General features: G+C 60.5%; 17 protein-coding genes and 2 tRNA genes. 5 read left to right on the forward strand and 14 right to left on the reverse strand.

What is annotated here, in order from left to right:
* Window positions 1-23: 23 nt before the first annotated feature.
* From ACE3P9_RS00920 to uvrC, 12 genes are all read right to left on the reverse strand, one after another.
* Window positions 24-108: transfer RNA gene (locus ACE3P9_RS00920), tRNA-Leu, on the reverse strand.
* A 120-nt stretch (window positions 109-228) separates the two neighbouring features.
* Window positions 229-672 carry a preprotein translocase subunit SecG gene (gene secG / locus ACE3P9_RS00925; protein ID WP_374491032.1) on the reverse strand — a complete coding sequence of 148 codons (444 nt, stop codon included), beginning with the start codon at window positions 670-672 and terminating at the stop codon, window positions 229-231.
* A gap of 63 nt (window positions 673-735) precedes the next feature.
* Window positions 736-1,479, reverse strand: a complete 744-nt coding sequence (tpiA, locus tag ACE3P9_RS00930; RefSeq protein ID WP_374491034.1) for a triose-phosphate isomerase — start codon at window positions 1,477-1,479, stop codon at window positions 736-738.
* 19 nt (window positions 1,480-1,498) lie between these two features.
* Entirely contained in the window at window positions 1,499-2,485 is a 987-nt protein-coding gene (locus ACE3P9_RS00935; RefSeq protein WP_374491644.1) for an NAD(P)H-quinone oxidoreductase, read from the reverse strand.
* A gap of 22 nt (window positions 2,486-2,507) precedes the next feature.
* Window positions 2,508-4,715: a polyribonucleotide nucleotidyltransferase gene (pnp, locus tag ACE3P9_RS00940; protein WP_374491036.1), complete on the reverse strand. Its 2,208-nt coding sequence runs from the start codon at window positions 4,713-4,715 to the stop codon at window positions 2,508-2,510.
* 173 nt (window positions 4,716-4,888) lie between these two features.
* Window positions 4,889-5,146 carry a 30S ribosomal protein S15 gene (gene rpsO / locus ACE3P9_RS00945; RefSeq protein ID WP_374491038.1) on the reverse strand — a complete coding sequence of 86 codons (258 nt, stop codon included), beginning with the start codon at window positions 5,144-5,146 and terminating at the stop codon, window positions 4,889-4,891.
* Between the two features lie 172 nt (window positions 5,147-5,318).
* A complete protein-coding gene (gene tsaD, locus ACE3P9_RS00950; RefSeq protein ID WP_374491040.1) occupies window positions 5,319-6,362 on the reverse strand; it encodes a tRNA (adenosine(37)-N6)-threonylcarbamoyltransferase complex transferase subunit TsaD in 1,044 nt (347 codons plus the stop codon).
* Between the two features lie 175 nt (window positions 6,363-6,537).
* A tRNA-Val gene (locus tag ACE3P9_RS00955) sits at window positions 6,538-6,613 on the reverse strand.
* A gap of 17 nt (window positions 6,614-6,630) precedes the next feature.
* Window positions 6,631-6,903, reverse strand: a complete 273-nt coding sequence (locus ACE3P9_RS00960; RefSeq protein WP_374491042.1) for an HU family DNA-binding protein — start codon at window positions 6,901-6,903, stop codon at window positions 6,631-6,633.
* A gap of 181 nt (window positions 6,904-7,084) precedes the next feature.
* Complete coding sequence (locus ACE3P9_RS00965) at window positions 7,085-8,200, reverse strand: tartrate dehydrogenase (protein ID WP_374491044.1); 1,116 nt, start codon at window positions 8,198-8,200, stop codon at window positions 7,085-7,087.
* A 42-nt stretch (window positions 8,201-8,242) separates the two neighbouring features.
* On the reverse strand, window positions 8,243-8,812 hold the full coding sequence (gene pgsA, locus ACE3P9_RS00970; RefSeq protein ID WP_374491046.1) for a CDP-diacylglycerol--glycerol-3-phosphate 3-phosphatidyltransferase: 570 nt from the start codon (window positions 8,810-8,812) through the stop codon (window positions 8,243-8,245).
* 96 nt (window positions 8,813-8,908) lie between these two features.
* Entirely contained in the window at window positions 8,909-10,918 is a 2,010-nt protein-coding gene (gene uvrC, locus ACE3P9_RS00975) for an excinuclease ABC subunit UvrC (protein WP_374491646.1), read from the reverse strand.
* Window positions 10,919-11,036: 118 nt separating this feature from the next.
* Here uvrC and earP point away from each other — a divergent pair, with 118 nt between their 5' ends.
* The 4 genes from earP to ACE3P9_RS00995 all read left to right on the forward strand — a co-directional run bounded on the left by earP (window position 11,037) and on the right by ACE3P9_RS00995 (window position 14,486).
* A complete protein-coding gene (gene earP, locus ACE3P9_RS00980) occupies window positions 11,037-12,260 on the forward strand; it encodes an elongation factor P maturation arginine rhamnosyltransferase EarP (protein ID WP_374491048.1) in 1,224 nt (407 codons plus the stop codon).
* 156 nt (window positions 12,261-12,416) lie between these two features.
* Window positions 12,417-12,971 (forward strand): elongation factor P, encoded by a 555-nt coding sequence (gene efp, locus ACE3P9_RS00985; RefSeq protein WP_374491050.1) that lies wholly within the window; start codon window positions 12,417-12,419, stop codon window positions 12,969-12,971.
* Between the two features lie 220 nt (window positions 12,972-13,191).
* The gene (locus ACE3P9_RS00990) at window positions 13,192-14,115 is read left to right on the forward strand and encodes a TIGR00730 family Rossman fold protein (RefSeq protein WP_374491052.1); all 924 of its coding nucleotides are present in this window, start codon (window positions 13,192-13,194) and stop codon (window positions 14,113-14,115) included.
* 158 nt (window positions 14,116-14,273) lie between these two features.
* Window positions 14,274-14,486, forward strand: coding sequence for a hypothetical protein (locus tag ACE3P9_RS00995; RefSeq protein ID WP_374491053.1), 213 nt, complete (start codon window positions 14,274-14,276; stop codon window positions 14,484-14,486).
* 101 nt (window positions 14,487-14,587) lie between these two features.
* Here the strand turns inward: ACE3P9_RS00995 and rmuC are convergent, their stop codons facing one another.
* Together rmuC and ACE3P9_RS01005 are read right to left on the reverse strand one after the other, a co-directional pair.
* On the reverse strand, window positions 14,588-16,210 hold the full coding sequence (gene rmuC / locus ACE3P9_RS01000) for a DNA recombination protein RmuC (protein ID WP_374491055.1): 1,623 nt from the start codon (window positions 16,208-16,210) through the stop codon (window positions 14,588-14,590).
* Window positions 16,207-17,241, reverse strand: coding sequence for a 2-hydroxyacid dehydrogenase (locus ACE3P9_RS01005; protein ID WP_374491058.1), 1,035 nt, complete (start codon window positions 17,239-17,241; stop codon window positions 16,207-16,209). Before ACE3P9_RS01005 ends, rmuC begins: the two co-directional genes overlap by 4 nt.
* Window positions 17,242-17,679: 438 nt before the next feature.
* Here ACE3P9_RS01005 and ACE3P9_RS01010 point away from each other — a divergent pair, with 438 nt between their 5' ends.
* Window positions 17,680-18,243 carry a phasin family protein gene (locus ACE3P9_RS01010; protein ID WP_374491647.1) on the forward strand — a complete coding sequence of 188 codons (564 nt, stop codon included), beginning with the start codon at window positions 17,680-17,682 and terminating at the stop codon, window positions 18,241-18,243.
* Window positions 18,244-18,479: the final 236 nt, after the last annotated feature.

An 18,479-nucleotide genomic window follows, 5' to 3' on the forward strand; every position in this document is an offset into this window, starting at 1 on the left:
GGCGTGAAGCCAATATTGAATCCTGGTGCCGTCGGCGAGACTCGAACTCGCACAGCTTTCGCCACTACCCCCTCAAGATAGCGTGTCTACCAATTCCACCACGACGGCAAGTTTGCACCAGAGTGAAAACTTTATGGCTTATCTGGATCAGCCATAAAGTATAACCGCATATTTGACTTCTTTGAGTCTTGATGTGATTTTTTTACATCACATCTGCATGTGCGGCAATCAGCGCGAGGCTGACGCAGCAGGCTTGCTGCTGGTGCGTGATTGTACCAAAGAAGCGTCCGCTTTTTCGGCGGAAGCAGGACTCATTCCCGGTACGAGACTGCCTGGCTGGACCTGCGATGCCACAGGAGCGGGTACCGGAGCAGATGCGGACTGTGCCGCGGCGGGCAGGCCACTGAGCACACTGCCGCCAGCTGCACCGCCTCGCAAATTACCAAAATAGGCCAGCACAAGAGTAACTACAAAGAAGATTGTCGCCAAGACCGCCGTGGATCGGGACAGAAAGTTGGCACTACCGCTGGCGCCGAACAGGCTCCCGGATGCGCCACTTCCAAACGCGGCTCCCATGTCTGCACCTTTGCCGTGCTGCATGAGAATGAGACCGATCATCGCCAATGCGGAAAGGATCTGGATCACCAACAGGATGTTGAGAAGGAAATGCATAGAAGAATCTGGAAATGAACAAGGCCCTGCGCTGCGCGCGAGGGCCGATTGATGAAGCGAATTTTACTCTGCGGCACGCACAATCGCGAGAAAATCTGCCGACTTGAGTGAAGCACCGCCGATCAGACCACCGTCGATGTCTGGCTGTGCCAGGAGTTCTGCCGCATTGGCGGGATTCATGCTGCCACCATACAGAAGGCGGATGCGGTCAGCCCGGTCAGTCGCTGCACGCAGCTGGGCACGAAGGATGGCATGCACCTTCTGCGCTTGCTCGGGAGTCGCAGTCTTGCCTGTGCCTATGGCCCAGATGGGCTCGTAGGCCACGACGACCTCACTGATGCAACGTCCCAGGAGATGAATGACGGCAGACAGCTGGCGCTTGACGACGAAGTCGGTCATGCCCTCTTCCTTCTCTGCCAGGCTTTCACCCACACAGACGATCGGAGTGATGCCGGCAGTGAGGGCTCGCTGCGCCTTGATGGCGACATGGGTATCGGTTTCAGCCTGATGCTGACGGCGCTCGCTGTGCCCCACGATGGCGTAGCGCACCCCGAAGTCTCGAAGCATGGCAGCTGAGACATCACCGGTATAGGCCCCTGATTCATGTGACGAAACATTCTGAGCTCCCAGCGCGATGACAGACTGCCCCCCGAGAAGCCCCTGCACCTGAGACAGATATGGAGATGGCACGCAGATGGCCACGTCACAGGAAGGATTGCCCACTCCTGCGCACAGTTCACGAACCAGCTGTTCGTTGGCCGAAAGGCTCCCGTTCATCTTCCAATTGCCGGCAATGAGTTTTTTCATGTCGCTGTGTTCTCTCTTGTTACCACGTCAATACGATTTTTCCGATATGTCGGTTTGATTCCATGAGGGCATGTGCCGCTGCAGCCTCTGCAGCAGGGAAAGTGGCAAACACCGTCGGCTTGATGGCACCGCATTCGATGAGCGGCCACACCGTTTCTCGCAGACGATGTGCAATGGCACGCTTGAATTCCACCGAGCGCGGCCTGAGCGTGGAGCCCGTGATGGTGAGGCGGCGCATGAGCACCTTGGCTGCATTGAAATCAGCCTGCGTTCCTCCCTGAATGGCGATGATGACCAGACGGCCGTCTTCTGCCAGACAGTCGACTTCGCGAGCCACATAGGCTCCAGCCACCATGTCCAGAATCACATCGACACCCGCTCCTTGAGTCAAGGTACGGACTTCCTGAGAAAAATCCTGTGTCTTGTAATTGATGGCTGCGTCGGCACCCAATTCCAGGCAGGCATGGCATTTGTCGTCACTGCCGGCAGTCGCAATGACTTGCGCGCCCATCGCCTTGGCCATCTGGATGGCTGTGACACCAATACCGCTGGTGCCTCCCTGAACGAGCAGTGTCTCCCCCGCCTCAAGATGGCCACGATCGAAGACATTGCTCCAAACGGTGAAGAAGGTTTCCGGAAGACTCGCCGCCTGGATCATGTCCAGCCCTTTCGGCACGGGCAGGCACTGAGCCGCAGGGGCTACGCAGTATTGCGCGTACCCACCTCCAGCCACCAGGGCACACACCTGATCTCCCATGGCTATCTCAGCCGATTGCATGGCAGCCTTGTCGCCTGCCACGATCTCGCCTGCGACTTCCAGACCTGGCAGATCGGAAGCCCCTGGAGGGACGGGATAACGCCCTTTGCGCTGCAACACATCGGGACGGTTCACGCCAGATGCCGCCACCCGAATGAGCACCTCCCCTTCCCCGGGGACGGGGATGGGAAGGTCCACGAGTTGCAACACATCAGGAGCACCGTATTCACGAATGGCAATGGCCTTCATCATGGCGTGTGCTCCGATTGCATCAGGATTGGGGTTGCTGAGGCTGCTGCTCGCCTGCATGGCGAGCCCCACCGTTGCCGTTGCCACGATCGAAGCGGTCTCCGCGATCTCCGCGTTCGGAACGACCGCTGCCCTCGGGACGCTCCAGAAGCGCCTTCATGGACAGCTTGATGCGCCCCTTGTCGTCGGTTTCGAGCGCCTTGACACGCACCACCTGCCCTTCGTGCAGATAGTCACTGACCTTTTCCACGCGCTCATGCGCGATCTGGCTGATATGGAGCAGGCCATCCTTGCCAGGCAGTACATTGACCAGCGCACCGAAATCCAGGATCTTGACCACGGGACCTTCGTAGACCTTGCCCACCTCGACTTCGGCAGTGATCTGCTCGATGCGACGCTTGGCCTCTTCGGCCCGGGCGGTGTCGGTGCTGGCGATGGTGATGGTGCCATCTTCCGCAATGTCGATCTGGGTTCCGGTTTCTTCGGTCAGCTGGCGAATGGTTGCTCCACCCTTGCCGATGACGTCACGAATCTTTTCAGGATTGATCTTGAGGGTGTACAGACGAGGCGCAAATTCGGACACTTCGGAACGTGCCTCCCCCATGGCAGCCTGCATCTTGCCCAGGATGTGCATGCGCGCTTCCTTGGCCTGGGCCAGTGCCACCTGCATGATTTCCTTGGTGATGCCCTGGATCTTGATGTCCATCTGCAGAGCCGTGACACCATCGGTGGTACCAGCTACCTTGAAGTCCATGTCACCCAGGTGATCTTCATCGCCCAGGATATCGGTCAGGACGGCAAAGCGGTTGTCTTCCTTGATCAGCCCCATGGCGATGCCTGCCACGTGTGCCTTCATGGGAACCCCTGCATCCAGCAGGCTCAGACAACCACCGCACACGGACGCCATGGAGGAAGACCCGTTGGATTCGGTGATTTCCGACACCACGCGGATGGTGTAGGGAAACTCGTCCTTGCTGGGCAGACATGCCAGCAGGGCGCGCTTGGCCAGACGGCCATGACCGATTTCGCGGCGCTTGGTGCTGCCCATGCGCCCCACTTCGCCCGTGGCGAAGGGAGGCATGTTGTAGTGGAAGAGGAAGCGGTCTTCGTATTCGCCTGCCAGGGCATCGATGCGCTGTGCATCACGCTCGGTGCCGAGTGTGGTCACGACCAGTGCCTGGGTTTCACCACGGGTAAACAGGGCGGAGCCATGGGTGCGCGGCAGCACGCTGCTGCGGATTTCGATGGGGCGCACGGTACGTGTGTCGCGGCCATCGATGCGGGGCTCACCGGCCAGGATCTGGCCGCGCACGATGCGGGCTTCCAGCTCGAACAGCAGGTTGTCGACCTTGACCTCGTCGAAAGCCACGCCTTCGGCTGTCAGGTCTGCCTTGACGGCCGCATAGGCTTCACGCAGAGCCTGGGTTCGTGCCTGCTTGCTGCGGATCTGGTAAGCCGCATGCACCTTGTCGGAAGCCAGGGCATTGACCTTTGCAATGAATGCCTCGTTCTTGGCTTCGGGCTGCCAGTCCCACATGGGCTTGCCGGCTTCGCGCACGAGTTCATGGATGGCATTGATAGCAATCTTGCCTTGCTCATGCCCGAACACGACAGCACCCAGCATGACATCTTCGGAAAGTTGCTGCGCCTCGGATTCCACCATCAGCACGGCGGTTTCGGTGCCTGCCACCACGAGGTCGAGCTTGCTGTTCTTGCGCTGCGTCTGTCCAGGGTTGAGCACATATTCGCCGTTGATGTAACCGACGCGCGCTGCACCGATGGGGCCGTTGAAGGGAATGCCGGAAATGGCGAGCGCTGCACTCACCCCGATCAGGGCTGCGATGTCGGCATCCACTTCAGGATTGAGAGACACCGTGTGGACCACCACATGCACTTCGTTGTAAAAACCCTCGGGAAACAGCGGACGGATCGGGCGGTCGATGAGACGGCTCGTGAGCGTTTCGAGTTCGCTGGGCTTGGCTTCGCGCTTGAAGAAGCTGCCCGGAATCTTGCCTGCCGCATAGGTCTTTTCGATGTAGTCGACGGTCAGGGGAAAGAAATCCTGACCCGGCTTGGCGTTCTTGGAGCCGACCACCGTGGCGAGCACGACGGTGTCATCGATGTTGACCAGCACGGCCCCGCTGGCCTGACGGGCAATTTCACCGGTCTCGAGGGTGACGGTATGTTGCCCCCACTGGAAAGTTTTGGTGACTTTATTGAAGATGGACATGGTTTTCTCCTGAAACAAAGGAGCACCCTGCAGCACACGATGCCATTCCATCGATGCCGATCGGTTGTCGATGCATCCATGGAATGACACAGCTTCGAGCTGACAAAGAACCCCTGAAAAAACAAAACGCCTGAGGGATGGACATCTCTCAGGCGTCTCTTGCCGGATTGCGCTTACTTGCGCAGGCCCAGTTTGGCGATGAGTGCCAGATAGCGGTCGGCATCCTTGGACTTGAGGTAGTCGAGGAGCTTGCGACGGCGGCTCACCATGCGCAGAAGACCGCGACGACCATGATGGTCCTTGGTATGCTGCTTGAAGTGAGGCGTCAGTTCATTGATGCGTGCGGTCAGCAGGGCCACTTGCACTTCGGGACTGCCAGTATCGTTGGCACTGCGAGCGTTATCGGTGATAACGGCGATTTTGTCGACCATGGAATTTCCTTGGAATCATCAGACTTGCGCTATGGGCCGGATTGCCCACGCGTGTACTTTTGCGCACGTGCCGCATGACAAGCATGCAAAAGCTTTGCGAGTATAGCTGATCCACACAGGGAGAACAAGAACGGTGCACCGCGGTGGCTATGGCCCCTGCACCTTCCCTGGGTCACGGCAGAACAGGCGCCATGTCCAGCCCCCAGCGGGGGCGCACGTCGAAGGCATAGTTTTTTGCAGGCTGCGCCAGCCCCCGCTGCAGCCGCATGGCGGCCGCCAGCGCGATCATGGCTCCATTATCGGTACACAGATGCAGCTCGGGATAGTGCACACGCACTCCCTTGGCGGCGCAGGCAGCCCCAAGCTGCGCCCGCAGGCTGGCATTGGCACCGACTCCGCCCGCCACGACCAGGCGATTCATACCCGTGCGGGCAAGCGCAGCCATGGCCTTTTTCGTCAACACTTCCACGATGGCGGCCTGCGTGCTGGCCGCGATGTCTGCACGCATCCGAGAGGACAGAGGAGCATGCCTGCGGACCTGGGTCAGAACAGCCGTCTTGAGTCCAGCAAAGGAAAAATCGAGATCGCCACTGTGCAGGAGCGGCCGAGGCAAGGCAACGGCCGATGGGTCGCCCGCCTCCGCCAATCGGCCCAGTTCAGGCCCTCCTGGATAGGGAAGCCCCAGCAGTTTGGCAGACTTGTCGAATGCCTCGCCCGCTGCATCGTCAATGGTTTCGCCGAGCAAGGTGTAACGCCCTACTCCCTCGACATGCATCAGCTGGGTATGCCCCCCGGAAACCAGCAGAGCCACGAATGGAAATTCTGGAGGATCTGCACTGAGGAAGGGAGAGAGCAGATGGCCTTCGAGATGATGAACACCCCACACAGGCCGATCGAGGGCTGCCGCAAGACTGCAGGCGGCTCCTGCACCCACAAGAAGCGCCCCAGCCAGCCCCGGTCCCTGGGTATAGGCAACCACGTCCACGGATTCCAGTGTCTGGCCTGCAGCTGCCATGACCTGCCTCACGAGAGGCACGACTCGGCGGATGTGGTCGCGGCTGGCGAGCTCGGGAACCACTCCTCCATAGGCACGGTGCATGTCGATCTGACTGTGAAGGGCGTGGGCAAGGAGGCAGGGAATGTCTGCATCTGCCTGCGTCTGGACCAGTGCCACTCCAGTTTCATCACAGGAAGATTCGATGCCAAGAACCAACATGGAAGAATGCTTTCGAAGAGGAGGAATCAAGGTGTCATTGTGCCGCTTCCTGCACGGTCCTGCCGAGAGGATGACGACCGCACCATGGCCATGCGATCATGGTCCGCGCACTCCATGCGCACCGAAAACGAAAAAGCCCGAACCAAGGGTACGGGCTTTGACGCAGACCATGAAGTGGTGGGTGTTGACGGGGTCGAACCGCCGACCTACGCCTTGTAAGGGCGCCGCTCTACCAACTGAGCTAAACACCCACTTGTGTGATCCTGGCTCAGTTAAGGGCGTCTTTGAGACCCTTGCCTGGGCGGAATCTGGGGATTCTAGCAGCCTTTATGTTGATCTGAGCCCCGGTGCGCGGGTTTCTTCCTGTGCGTGCGGCGCGCTTGCCCACCGCAAAGGTGCCAAATCCCACCAGAGACACGGCGCCCCCCTTTTTGAGGGTAATGCGAACTGCCTCCAGTGTGGCATCCAGCGCACGCGTGGCGGTGGCCTTGGACAGATCGGCCTCCTTGGCGATATGCTCAATCAGTTCTGCTTTGTTCACGACGATTCCCCAGATTTGGTAAACGTTTTTTCTGACAGGGAGATACTATACCGTCAAAACACGGGAGGCTTGCGCCCTGCTGCGCAGGGGTTCAGCCTGCGCCGATCAGAGGCCGGCTCCTGAATGGGAGAGCTATTGTAAAAGCAATCGCATGGGCGCCCGGCAGAGGTTGCGAGAGATGCTATGTCCGGCCGGAAGTGCACAGGATGTGCGTCAGCGCCTGGTCGATGGCGGTGCCAAGACTTTCCGTGGTCCCCGTTCCGCCCAGATCCGGGGTCAGACAGCCTGGTTGCCGCGCCTTCAGAACCGCATCGATGGCTCGCAGAATGGCATCGTGAGCGGGGCGATGCCCCAGGAAATCGAGCATCATGGCGCCAGCCCATATCTGTCCAATGGGATTGGCCACTCCTCTGCCGGCGATGTCGGGTGCAGAACCGTGCACGGGCTCGAAGAGTGAAGGGTAGCGACGCGTAGGATTGAGGTTGGCACTCGGAGCGATGCCGATAGTGCCCGTACAGGCCGGCCCCAGATCGCTCAGGATGTCACCGAACAGGTTGCTGGCCACCACGACATCGAAGAACTCGGGGCGCTGGACGAAATGGGCTGTCAGGATGTCGATATGGAACTTGTCGACGACGACGTCCGGATACTGTCCTGCCATGGCTGCCACACGCTCATCCCAATAGGGCATGGTGATGGCGATGCCATTGGACTTGGTGGCACTGGTGAGATGCCGACGGGGGCGTGACTGTGCCAGCTCGAAGGCAAATCGCAGCACGCGATCGACGCCCACGCGGGTCATGACCGTTTCCTGCATGACCATCTCGCGCTCGGTGCCCTCGAACATGCGCCCACCGATCGCCGAATACTCGCCCTCGGTGTTTTCGCGCACGATCAGCATGTCGATCTCGCCGGGCTGTCGCGGCGTACCATCGCGACGCACAACGGGAGCCGTAATGCCTGGCATGAGACGTGCTGGACGCAGATTGATGTACTGGTCGAATTCACGTCGGAAAAGAAGCAGTGACTCCCAGAGCGAGATGTGGTCCGGAATTTTGTCGGGCCACCCGACCGCACCGAAATACAGCGCATCGTAGCCAGAGAGCTGCTGCTTCCAGTCAGGAGGCAGCATGCAGCCATGACGCTCGTAATAAGGCCAGCAGGCGAAGTCGAAGATATCGAACTGCAGGGATACCCCCAGGTGCACTGCTGCCGTTCTGAGAATTCGAAGCCCCTGGGGCATGACTTCCTGGCCGATGCCATCTCCGGCAATGACGGCAATGCGTTGGGGGTTCATGGCGTCACGGGCTCCAGTGGACAGGCTGCAGATCTGTCCTGGTCAATGTGCACGGGCACGAATTTCGGGAACTGCACGGCGCATGTAGTAGACCATGGACCAGACGGTGAGCACCACAGCTACCCAGAGCAGCCAGGTTCCCCATGCATGGGTATCGATCATTCCGCCAAGCAGACGTCCGTCATAAAGGAGCAGAGGGATGGCGATCATCTGGACCGTGGTCTTGAGCTTGCCGATCATGTGCACGGCCACACTGCGCGAGGCCCCGATCTGTGCCATCCATTCGCGCAGGGCAGTGATGGCGATTTCGCGGCCGATGATGATCAAGGCCGCAAACACATCGGCGCGCTGCAGATGCACGAGCATGAGGATGCTGGCACAGACAAGAAACTTGTCGGCCACTGGATCAAGGAAAGCGCCGAACGCCGATGTCTGGTTCAGGCGACGCGCAAGAAACCCATCGAGCCAGTCCGTAATAGCAAAGAGCACAAAAAGAAGCGCAGCCGCCAAATTCTGCAGATGCGGTGCCATCGGCAGATAGAAGACACCCATCAGCAGCGGTATGGCCGCGATCCGCGTCCAGGTGAGGATGGTGGGTATGGTGAAAAACATGGCAGATCACTGAAACGAAACGGCTCCGATCCGGAGCATGTTCGTCGGGTATTGTGGCATGGTTTGCAAGGGACGCGCAGCGGCCCTCCCGGAAGCTCAGTGCAATGCGCGATAGATCTGCCCCGCCAGCTCGTGGGAGATGCCTTCGACGGTAGCCAGATCCTCCTCGGAGGCACGCGAGACGCCGGCCACTCCGCCGAAACGCTGCAGGAGCCGCGCACGACGCTTGGGCCCCACGCCTGGAATATCTTCGAGACGGCTGGCTCCCGTGCGCACGCGCGCACGCTTGGCGCGCATGCCGGTAATGGCAAATCGGTGCGCCTCGTCACGAATCTGCGCCACGAGCATCAGCGCAGCGGAATCACGGCCCAGCCAGATTTTCTCGCGCCCATCCGCGAACACCAGTTCTTCGAGTCCTACCTTGCGCCCCTCCCCCTTTTCGACCCCGACAATGCGGGAAAGACTGATGCCCAGTTCGCTGAACACTTCACGTGCGACCGAGACCTGTCCCTTGCCCCCATCGATGAGCACGATGTCAGGCCAGCGCGGCGCCGTACTCCCTGCAGACTCTGCCCCGGAGGTGTCCGGCGTGACGGAGAGCGCGGTGTCGTGCCCCTGCTCCGCCATTTTTCCATAGCGGCGCTGAAGGACCTGGCGCATGGCGGCATAGTCGTCGCCCGGGGTGATGTCCCGAATGGTGTAGCGGCGGTACTGTGCTGGCTGCATGGCATGCTGCGCAAAGACCACGCACGAGGCCTGTGTGGCCTCTCCTGCCGTGTGGGAAATGTCAAAGCATTCGATGTGCAGGCTGTCCATGTCGTCGATGTCAAGCTCAAGCGCTTCGACCAGAGCCCGGGTGCGCGCCTGCTGCGATCCTTCCTCTGCCAGGAGTCTGGTCAACTGGAGGGCTGCATTCTGTTCGGCCATCTGCAGCCATACGCGCCGATGCTCACGAGGCTGATGCACCAGCTGAATGCGATGCCCTGCCTCCTTCTGCAAGGCTGCCGCCAGCCCCTTGTCCAGGGGAACACTGGTGAGCAGGAGGGGTGGAATATCGGTTCCCAGATAGTGCTGGGCCACGAAGGCCTCGAGAATGAGCTGTTCCAGCGACGGGGCGTCCTCTTGCGCCCGATCCCCGTCACCCGCAGCGGCGTGTTCGGGCTGATGCACCCGTGCCGCATCGTCGAGCTGCGAGGGAAAGTAGGCATGGTCGCCCAGATGACGCCCTCCGCGCACCATGGCCAGATTGACACAGGCCTTGCCGCCCTGCACCCTGACGGCCAGGATGTCGGCATCCTTGTCCGACCGTGTGTCCTCGACCGCTTGCTGATGGAGAACATTGCTCAGAGCGGCGATCTGATCGCGCAGCTCGCCTGCGTGCTCGAATTCCAGGCGTGCAGAATGGGCCTGCATGCGTTCCTGCAACTGTTGCAGCAGGGTATCGGTGGCCCCTTCGAGAAACTCGATGGCATGGGCCACATCGCGGGCATAGGTTTCCTCGTCGATCAGGCCGACACAGGGACCGCTGCACCGCTTGATCTGATAGAGCAGACAGGGGCGCACGCGATTGCCGAAGACGGAATCCTCGCAGGTGCGCAGACGAAAGACCTTCTGCAGCAACTGGATGGTTTCCTTGACAGCCCAGGAATTGGGATACGGACCGAAATAGCGGTGTCGGCGATCGGTGGCACCACGGTAATACACCATGCGTGAGAAATCCGTGGCCCGTAGATGCCCTTCGGATGCCGAATGTGACCGGGCCGTCTGCCCCGAACCGGTGAGCTTGAGGTAGGGGTAGCTCTTGTCATCCCGGAAAAGGATGTTGTATTTGGGCTTGAGTGTCTTGATGAGGTTGTTTTCAAGGATCAGTGCCTCAGCCTCCGAGCGCACCACCGTCACCTCCAGCCGAGCGATCTTGCTGACCATGAAGCCGATGCGCGTGCCGCCATGATCCTTCTGGAAATAGCTCGACACCCGCCGCTTCAGATTCACGGCCTTGCCCACATACAGCACCTGGCCTGCCGCATCGAAATAGCGATACACCCCGGGCAGCAACGGCAGAGCGGCTACCTGCGCCAGCAGTTCCGGTGGATGCACGGATGCCACTGGTGCGGGAACATCGCCGGGAGGCGATGGCTGAGAGGGCTGTTGTGCAGAAGGCGTGACCATGCCGCCCATTCTAGAAGGCTGTCTGCTGCAGAGGAATCAAGCACAATAGGTCGCCATGACAGCGCCAGCCCCTTCTTCGATTGTTTCACCCCTGCGCCTGCGCTGGGACATATTCTGCAACGTCATCGACAACCACGGTGACCTGGGCGTGTGCTGGCGCCTGTGCGCCGATCTGGCAGAACGTGGTCAGCGCGTGCGCCTGTGGGTTGACCATCCGGAAGACCTGCACTGGATGGCCCCCGTGGTACCGCACGGAATCAACGTGTGCCGCTGGACAGCGGAATCCTCTGCCTTGCCGCTCCCTGTGGCAGATGCAGGCGATGTGCTGGTGGAAGCATTCGGTTGTGCCCTGGGTACGGGAGTGGAGAGTTGGTGGGCCGAGGCGCAGCACCTCCGGGCAGCGCAGGGTCTGGCTGCCGGCCACTGGATCAACCTGGAATACCTGACGGCCGAAAGCTACGCCTCGCGCTTTCATCGGCTGGAGTCGCCTGTCATGCAAGGGCCGGCTGCCGGATTGCACAAGCGCTTCTTTTATCCCGGTTTCACACCCGATACCGGGGGGCTGCTGCGAGAAACGAACCTCCTGGCAAGAGACCCGGCAGCCGAACACAGCCACCTGTCCTTTCTGCCCGCCCTGCCCCCCATGCCGTCCGGCAGCCTCACCGTCAGCCTGTTCTGCTACGAGCCTCCGCCGCTCGCCTCCTGGCTGGAGCAGCTCTCTGCAATGCCCTGCCGGCTGCTGGTCACGGCAGGTCGCGCACGCACGGCAGTCCAGAGCTGTACCTGGCCCCTTCTGGCAGACAAGAATCCTGAGCCCCTGCAGACCCTTGCCTACGGTGCCTGCTCCATCGCGCTGCTGCCGTGGATGTCCCAGCGACAGTTCGACGCCCTGCTGTGGACCTGTGACTTCAACTGCGTGCGTGGAGAGGATTCGCTGGTACGTGCCCTGTGGGCTGGCCACCCTTTCGTCTGGCACATCTATGCCCAGGAGGATCGCGCCCATCATGCCAAGCTGCAGGCCTTTCTGGATTGGCTCGATGCCCCCGATGATCTGCGGGAGTTCCATGCCATCTGGAATGGACTCCAGACAGGCCCCCTCCCCTCCCTGACCCCTGCGCGTCTGCAGAGATGGCGTGACTGCGTGCTTGCCGCCAGGAAGCGCCTGCTTGAACAGAAAGATCTTGCAACGCAGCTGCTGCAGGAAGTGGGAGCACTGTCTCCTGCACCCTCCGCCGCACTGTCCGTGCCCCCGAACGCCAGCCTCCGCGGCTTGGCCTGAGGCGCAATTCTGGATAGAATGGCAGGCTGTCAAAAAGGCCTCGCCTTTTCTTTTTCCAGACTGCGCCATGTCCGGTGTTCTTTTTCCGGACCGCGCCCTTGCATCGCCGCCAGAGCGTTCGAGCTTCTTCGAGCGGCACCAACCTTTCACATCACCATGAAAATCGCCCAAGAAATTCGCGCCGGCAACGTCATCATGCACGGCAAGGACCCGATGGTCGTTCTGAAAACCGAATACGCCCGTGGCGGCCGCGGTTCTTCCACCGTTCGCATGAAGCTCAAGAGCCTGCTCAACAACTTCGGTACCGAAGTCGTGTTCAAGGCCGATGACAAGATCGACAACGTGATCCTCGACAAGAAGGAATGCACGTACAGCTACTTCGCCGACCCGATGTATGTCTGGATGGACAGCGAATACAACCAGTATGAAGTCGAGGCCGAAAACATGGGCGACGCCCTGAACTACCTTGAAGAAGGCATGCCCGCAGAAGTGGTGTTCTATGATGGCAAGGCCATCTCCGTGGAACTGCCCACCAGCGTCGTGCGCGAGATCACCTGGACCGAACCCGCCGTCAAGGGCGACACTTCGGGCAAGGTACTCAAGCCGGCCAAGATTGCCACCGGGTTCGAGATCGGCGTGCCGATCTTTGTGGCTCAGGGTGACCGCATCGAAATCGACACCCGCACCGCCGAGTATCGCAAGCGCGTGTAAGGTGCAGGTCGCGGCTGCGACAGCGCTCGCAGCAATCGACTGCATGGCTTGCAAAGGCTGTGCCCAGGATGAAAAGGCTTCTCAGGAAGCCTTTTTTCATTGGAACTGCAAAGACCCGCGCCGGTTCGCGCCGTCATGGGGGAGACTCCCGGATTCCCGGGAATGCCTGCCTGTGCCGCCCCCACCCCTTCTTCACCCTACAAGGAAAACATTCTGCATCATGGATCTGCACGACAACGACAGCACGCTGGAGCAGCATCGCATGGCCCATGCATGGGAGGAAATGCGGGTGCTCGACAGCGCGGGGATCTCGCTGCCTCCCAAGGCGAGTCGCATCGCATTCGACGATCCCGAGTTCCTGCTCCGTTCCGAAACCCGGCACATTCGGCTTCAGCTCGAAATGCTCAAACCGGAGCTGGAACTGCAGCAGCAGGAGATAGACCACACCATTGTCGTCTATGGCAGTGCGCGCGTGCGTTCATCCGAAACCGTGGAACACACCATCCAGACGGCTGCCGAGCAGGGGCATCCACTTGCGGCGGCCGAGCAGGCTCGGATGCGACGGGGGGCTACCCAGTACGAGGCAGCGCGCCGGTTTGCCCATCTGGTGGCCACCCATAGCCAGGGGCGACCACGCCATGCCCATCTGTATGTCTGCACGGGAGGAGGCCCAGGCATCATGGAAGCGGCCAACCGCGGCGCCTTCGAGGCAGGAGAACCCACGCTGGGCTTCAACATCACCCTGCCTCATGAACAACACCCCAATCCCTACATCACGCCTGCGCTGAATTTCACCTTCCATTACTTCGCCATGCGGAAGATGCACTTCATGATCCGGGCCAAGGCGCTGGTGGTCTTTCCAGGAGGATTCGGCACGCTCGACGAGCTGTTCGAAGTCATCACCCTTGTGCAGACGCACAAGATCAGGAACCGCGTGCCGATCGTCATGTACGGTTCCGCTTACTGGAAACGCCTGCTCGATCTCGACCTGCTGGTGGAGGAAGGAATGATCGCTCCAGGCGACCTGGACATGCTCAGCTATGTGGACAGCCCGGAAGATGCCTGGCAGGCCATCCGTGACTTCTACCAGCCTGCGTGTGGAGGGGGACATGCCCCCTCGGGACTGTGTGATCTGTTCAGATGACACCCTCTGCAGGGCGTTCGGCAGAACGCTCGAGTGCCTGCGGGGATTTTCCTGGGATGGTTTCTGCACCTGCGGACGAAGGCACAATAGGAGCACACGAAGAGGAAACCCCGGTCTTCTCTTTCCTTCTTTGTTCCCCTTTTCCAAGGAGCCTTCTCATGAAACGCTGGTATCTGCTGTGTCTTCCCCTGACGACCACTCTGCTCGGAGGCTGTGTGGTGCTCGATCCCGACATGCCGCATGACCGCGGCCGCGCCGTCGGTCAGCACAGCCACTGCCCGCCCGGACAGGAACGCAAGGGCAACTGTACTCCCGAGGGAGGATTCATTCCTCCGGGACATCAGCAGGACGGGCGCTCCATCGAACGCTGATCGGTACCCGCCAGAGGTCACGCACCGCCTCCTCTGCCCTGTCCCGCTCCGACTCGAGCGGCCCATTCATGATGTGGGCGCATCACACGCCCCGAGGATGGCTATGCCGATTCCTCCTCCTCTGGGGCAGACGCTCCCTGCTCACCCTCCAGACCCAGCACGTGCTGGGTCTGTTCGTCTGGAAGGGCCTCTGCGCTGCGCAGGGCGCGCTGCATGGCCCGGTTCCGGACTTCCGCCTGATCGAGGGTATTCATGACGACCTGCGTCTGCTTGCGGATGCGCCCCAGGACATCGCCGAACTTGCCGAATTCGGTTTTGACCGCCCCCAGAACCTGCCACACCTCGCTGCTGCGCTTTTCGAGCGCCAGGGTCCGGAATCCCATCTGCAGTGAGTTGAGCATGGCCAGCAGAGTTGTCGGACCTGCCAGAGTGACGTGGAAGTCGCGCTGCAACCCCTCGATGAGACCGGCTCGGCGCAACACTTCGGCATAAAGCCCTTCCGTGGGCAGGAACAGAATCGCGAAATCGGTGGTGTGGGGAGGAGCGATGTAGCGCTCGGCAATGGAACGTGCTTCGGTACGCACGCGGGCCTCAAGCTGGCGCGCAGCGGCATCGGCCGCCTCGGGATCTGCCTGCTGCTGTGCCTGCAGGAGCCGCTCGTAGTCCTCATTGGGAAACTTGGCATCGATGGGCAGCCACAGGGGCGTGCCATCTTCCTTTTTGCCGGGCAGCCGAATGGCAAAGTCGACCGCCTGCCGGCTGCCGGGATGTACCTGTACCTGCGCAGCATACTGCTCGGGCGAAAACACCTGTTCGAGCAGGGCACCGAGCTGCGCTTCGCCAAACATCCCGCGGGTCTTGACATTGGTGAGGAGATGCTTGAGATCGCCCACCCCCTGTGCCAGAGTCTGCATCTCGCCCAGCCCCTTGTAGACCATTTCGAGACGTTCGGCCACTTGCCGGAAACTCTCTCCCAGCCGCTGCTGCAGCGTGGCATGCAGCTTCTCGTCCACCGTTTGCCGCATCTCATCGAGCTTGCCGGCATTGCTTTGCTGCAGCTGGGTCATCTGCGTTTCCAGCGTGAGGCGCATTTCCTGCAGGCGGCGTGCGTTGGCTTCGGTGAGTACCTCCAGCTGCCGTGCAAGCGTATCGGACACCTGTTTCTGCATCGCACCGAGGCCCGCCTGCACGCCCAGAAGCTGGCGCTGCATCAGCTCTGCACTTTCCTGCAGTCTGGCCTGCAGTGTCTGCTGCAGCGTATTGCCCACCAGCGCCCGCATCTGACCAATCTGCTCGGAGTTGCTGGCCAGCAGCTGGCCCAGCTGATGTTCGAGCGTGCCGCGCACCTCATTCATGCGCTGGACATTCCCCTCATAAAGTGCCCCCAGCTGCTGATTCAAGGTGTCATGCACGATACGCTGCATCTGGGTCAGCTGCTGCGCAAAGGCATCGAGTTGCTGTGCCTGTCCCCGTGCCGCCTCGGCTCCGTGCTGGACGAGCGCAGACTGGAACTGTCCCAGGGTATGCACCTGCTCCTGACGGTTGTCTCTGGCGGTCTCGGCCAGCTCGCGCCGGAGCTCACGCTCGAGACGCTCGTTGCCACTTTGAATTACCTGCAGCAGACCGCGTTCGTCGAATTTGCGCTGCCACAGCAGATAGGTCAGGGCAAGATTGAGGATCAGCAGGCACAGCAGGCCCACACTCAGCAGGATAGTGGCAGTCATGTTCTATGAAAGGGAGTCGCAAGTACCTCGGGATTGAGCGCCGTGAGCGCATGCCCCCTGGTGAAAAAAGTCATCAGATTGTCTGCAGCCAGCCGTGCCATGGCCAAGCGGGTGGCACGGGTGGCACTGGCTGCGTGCGGCGTGAGCACCACGTTGTGCTGTGCCAGCAAGTCCGGATGCACGTGCGGTTCATTTTCGAAAACATCCAGCCCGGCTCCAGCAATCGCCCCCGTGCGCAAAGCCTCTGCCAGGGCAGCGTCATCCACGATGCCCCCACGGGCAATATTGATGAGCATGGCATGAGGCTGCATGCGGCGCAGCTCGCGGGCTCCGATGATATGCCGGTTTTCGGGAGTCAGCGGCAGCGCCAGCAGGAGGAAGTCGGCTGCCTGCAGCAGCGCGTCGAACTCCACGAATCGGGCCTTGCAGGCCCGCTCCTCAGCTTCCGGCAGGCGACGCCGGTTGTGATAGAGCACGGGCATGCCGAATCCCAGCGCCGCCCGGCGCGCAACCGCCTGTCCGATGCGCCCCATTCCCAGGATGCCCAGGGTGGCATCATGGACATCCTGCCCCAGCAGGATGTCGTAGCGCCAGCGCTGCCAACGTCCTTCGCGCAGATACTGTTCGGACTCCGTGATCCGCCTTGCCGTGGCCATGAGAAGAGCAAAGGCGAAATCTGCCGTGCTTTCTGTGAGCACTCCAGGCGTATTCGTAGCCAGCACCCCCTGCGCCGTCATGGCCTGCACATCGAAATTATTGAATCCCACCGCCACATTCGCACACATGCGCAGGCGCGGACAGGCTGCCAGCAGGGCCGCATCCACCTGTTCGGCAGGTGTCGTCATGAGGGCATCGCAATCGCGTGCCCGCGCGCGGAGTTCCTCGGGAGACCACGCATCATCTGCCTGGTTCGCCCGCACTTCGAACACCTGGTGCAACCTGTCGAGAATCTGCGGAAAAATGGCACGTGTCACCAGCAGTACCGGAGGCTGAGTCGGTCGGCTCCGGGAAGGAGAAAGAGCTTCTGGCATGGGTTGGTATTCCTTGTTCCACTGTCTGTCCTGCAGCATAGCGACTGCACGGCTCTGTGCCATGTCCCTCCCAAATGACATGGTGTCCAGGTATGCAGACACAGAGGGCTTCGCTCAGGACAGTTCGGCTGCACCAAGGGCAGTGCCTGCGCGTGCCGCCCGGTCGGAAGCAGCCTGCTTTCATGGGCGTGCCAGAAGGTTGCGCAGGCCTGTTTGAACGCCGTTTCAATTTGTTTCAATTGACTCGATGAATTCTGCTGCGCCGCACAATGCCGATTTGGTGTTTCTTCAATTTGGCCGTATACTAAAAGCCATGTTGCGGTGCAGCAAAATCATTGCAACACACCATACCAGCGATATCTGCGACGCATGGGATGGGCGGTGGTGACACCGTGAAAAGCAATTCGCAGTTGCACCTGTATATCCACTGGAGGAACTATCATGCTGACCGCTGAACAAATTGCCGCCGCCAACAAAGCCAATCTCGAAACTCTGTTCGGCCTGACCACCAAGGCTTTCGAAAGTGTCGAAAAGCTGGTTGACCTGAACATGTCCGTCGCCAAGTCCACCCTGGCCGACGCAGCCAAGACCACCGAAGCCGCCATGGGCGTGAAGGATGCCCAGGAGCTGCTCGCCCTGCAAGCCAGCATGTTCCAGCCGCTCGCCGAAAAGACCGCCGCCTACAGCCGCCAGCTGTATGACCTGACCTCCGGCACCGCCGCTGAATTCGGCAAGGTGTTCGAATCCCAGGCCAACGAAGCCCAGAAGAAGGTCACCGAAGTCGTGGAAAACCTGAGCAAGAACGCTCCGGCTGGTTCCGAAGCTGGCGTGGCCATGATGAAGAACGTGGTGTCTGCTGCCAATACCGCTTTCGAATCCGTCCAGAAGGCTGTCAAGCAGGCTTCCGACGTGGCCGAAGCCAACTTCAATGCAGTGACCAACACGGCTCTGAACGCCACCAAGTCCGCTACCGCAGCCGCCAAGAAGCCGGTTGCCCGCTGATCGACGGACTGATTTTTACAAGGGACAAGAGGCTGTCGTGGACAGATCTCTTGCCCTGACCGGTTGTCTCCTTGTGTCTCGTTAACCGGTGCAAGGCCGGAATTAGCAGATGCAATTGGCCCCGCGCATGCGGGGCCTTTTTTATGCGCCGTGTGTGCGCATCTCCTTTTTTCCAAGGCACGTCACACAACAGATCGGCAATCTGCAATCGGTCTGACCGCAGCTCCGACTGAGTC

Source organism: Allobrachymonas sp., from assembly GCF_041912815.1.
In the GTDB taxonomy this organism is placed as follows: Bacteria; Pseudomonadota; Gammaproteobacteria; order Burkholderiales; family Burkholderiaceae_C; genus Brachymonas.

Coding starts and splice junctions, on each gene's coding strand:
- secG (WP_374491032.1), bottom strand. CDS start 672: ATGCATTTCCTTCTCAACATCCTGTTGGTGATCCAGATCCTTTCCGCA.
- tpiA (WP_374491034.1), bottom strand. CDS start 1,479: ATGAAAAAACTCATTGCCGGCAATTGGAAGATGAACGGGAGCCTTTCG.
- ACE3P9_RS00935 (WP_374491644.1), bottom strand. CDS start 2,485: ATGAAGGCCATTGCCATTCGTGAATACGGTGCTCCTGATGTGTTGCAA.
- pnp (WP_374491036.1), bottom strand. CDS start 4,715: ATGTCCATCTTCAATAAAGTCACCAAAACTTTCCAGTGGGGGCAACAT.
- rpsO (WP_374491038.1), bottom strand. CDS start 5,146: ATGGTCGACAAAATCGCCGTTATCACCGATAACGCTCGCAGTGCCAAC.
- tsaD (WP_374491040.1), bottom strand. CDS start 6,362: ATGTTGGTTCTTGGCATCGAATCTTCCTGTGATGAAACTGGAGTGGCA.
- ACE3P9_RS00965 (WP_374491044.1), bottom strand. CDS start 8,200: ATGAACCCCCAACGCATTGCCGTCATTGCCGGAGATGGCATCGGCCAG.
- pgsA (WP_374491046.1), bottom strand. CDS start 8,812: ATGTTTTTCACCATACCCACCATCCTCACCTGGACGCGGATCGCGGCC.
- earP (WP_374491048.1), top strand. CDS start 11,037: ATGACAGCGCCAGCCCCTTCTTCGATTGTTTCACCCCTGCGCCTGCGC.
- efp (WP_374491050.1), top strand. CDS start 12,417: ATGAAAATCGCCCAAGAAATTCGCGCCGGCAACGTCATCATGCACGGC.
- ACE3P9_RS00990 (WP_374491052.1), top strand. CDS start 13,192: ATGGATCTGCACGACAACGACAGCACGCTGGAGCAGCATCGCATGGCC.
- ACE3P9_RS00995 (WP_374491053.1), top strand. CDS start 14,274: ATGAAACGCTGGTATCTGCTGTGTCTTCCCCTGACGACCACTCTGCTC.
- rmuC (WP_374491055.1), bottom strand. CDS start 16,210: ATGACTGCCACTATCCTGCTGAGTGTGGGCCTGCTGTGCCTGCTGATC.
- ACE3P9_RS01005 (WP_374491058.1), bottom strand. CDS start 17,241: ATGCCAGAAGCTCTTTCTCCTTCCCGGAGCCGACCGACTCAGCCTCCG.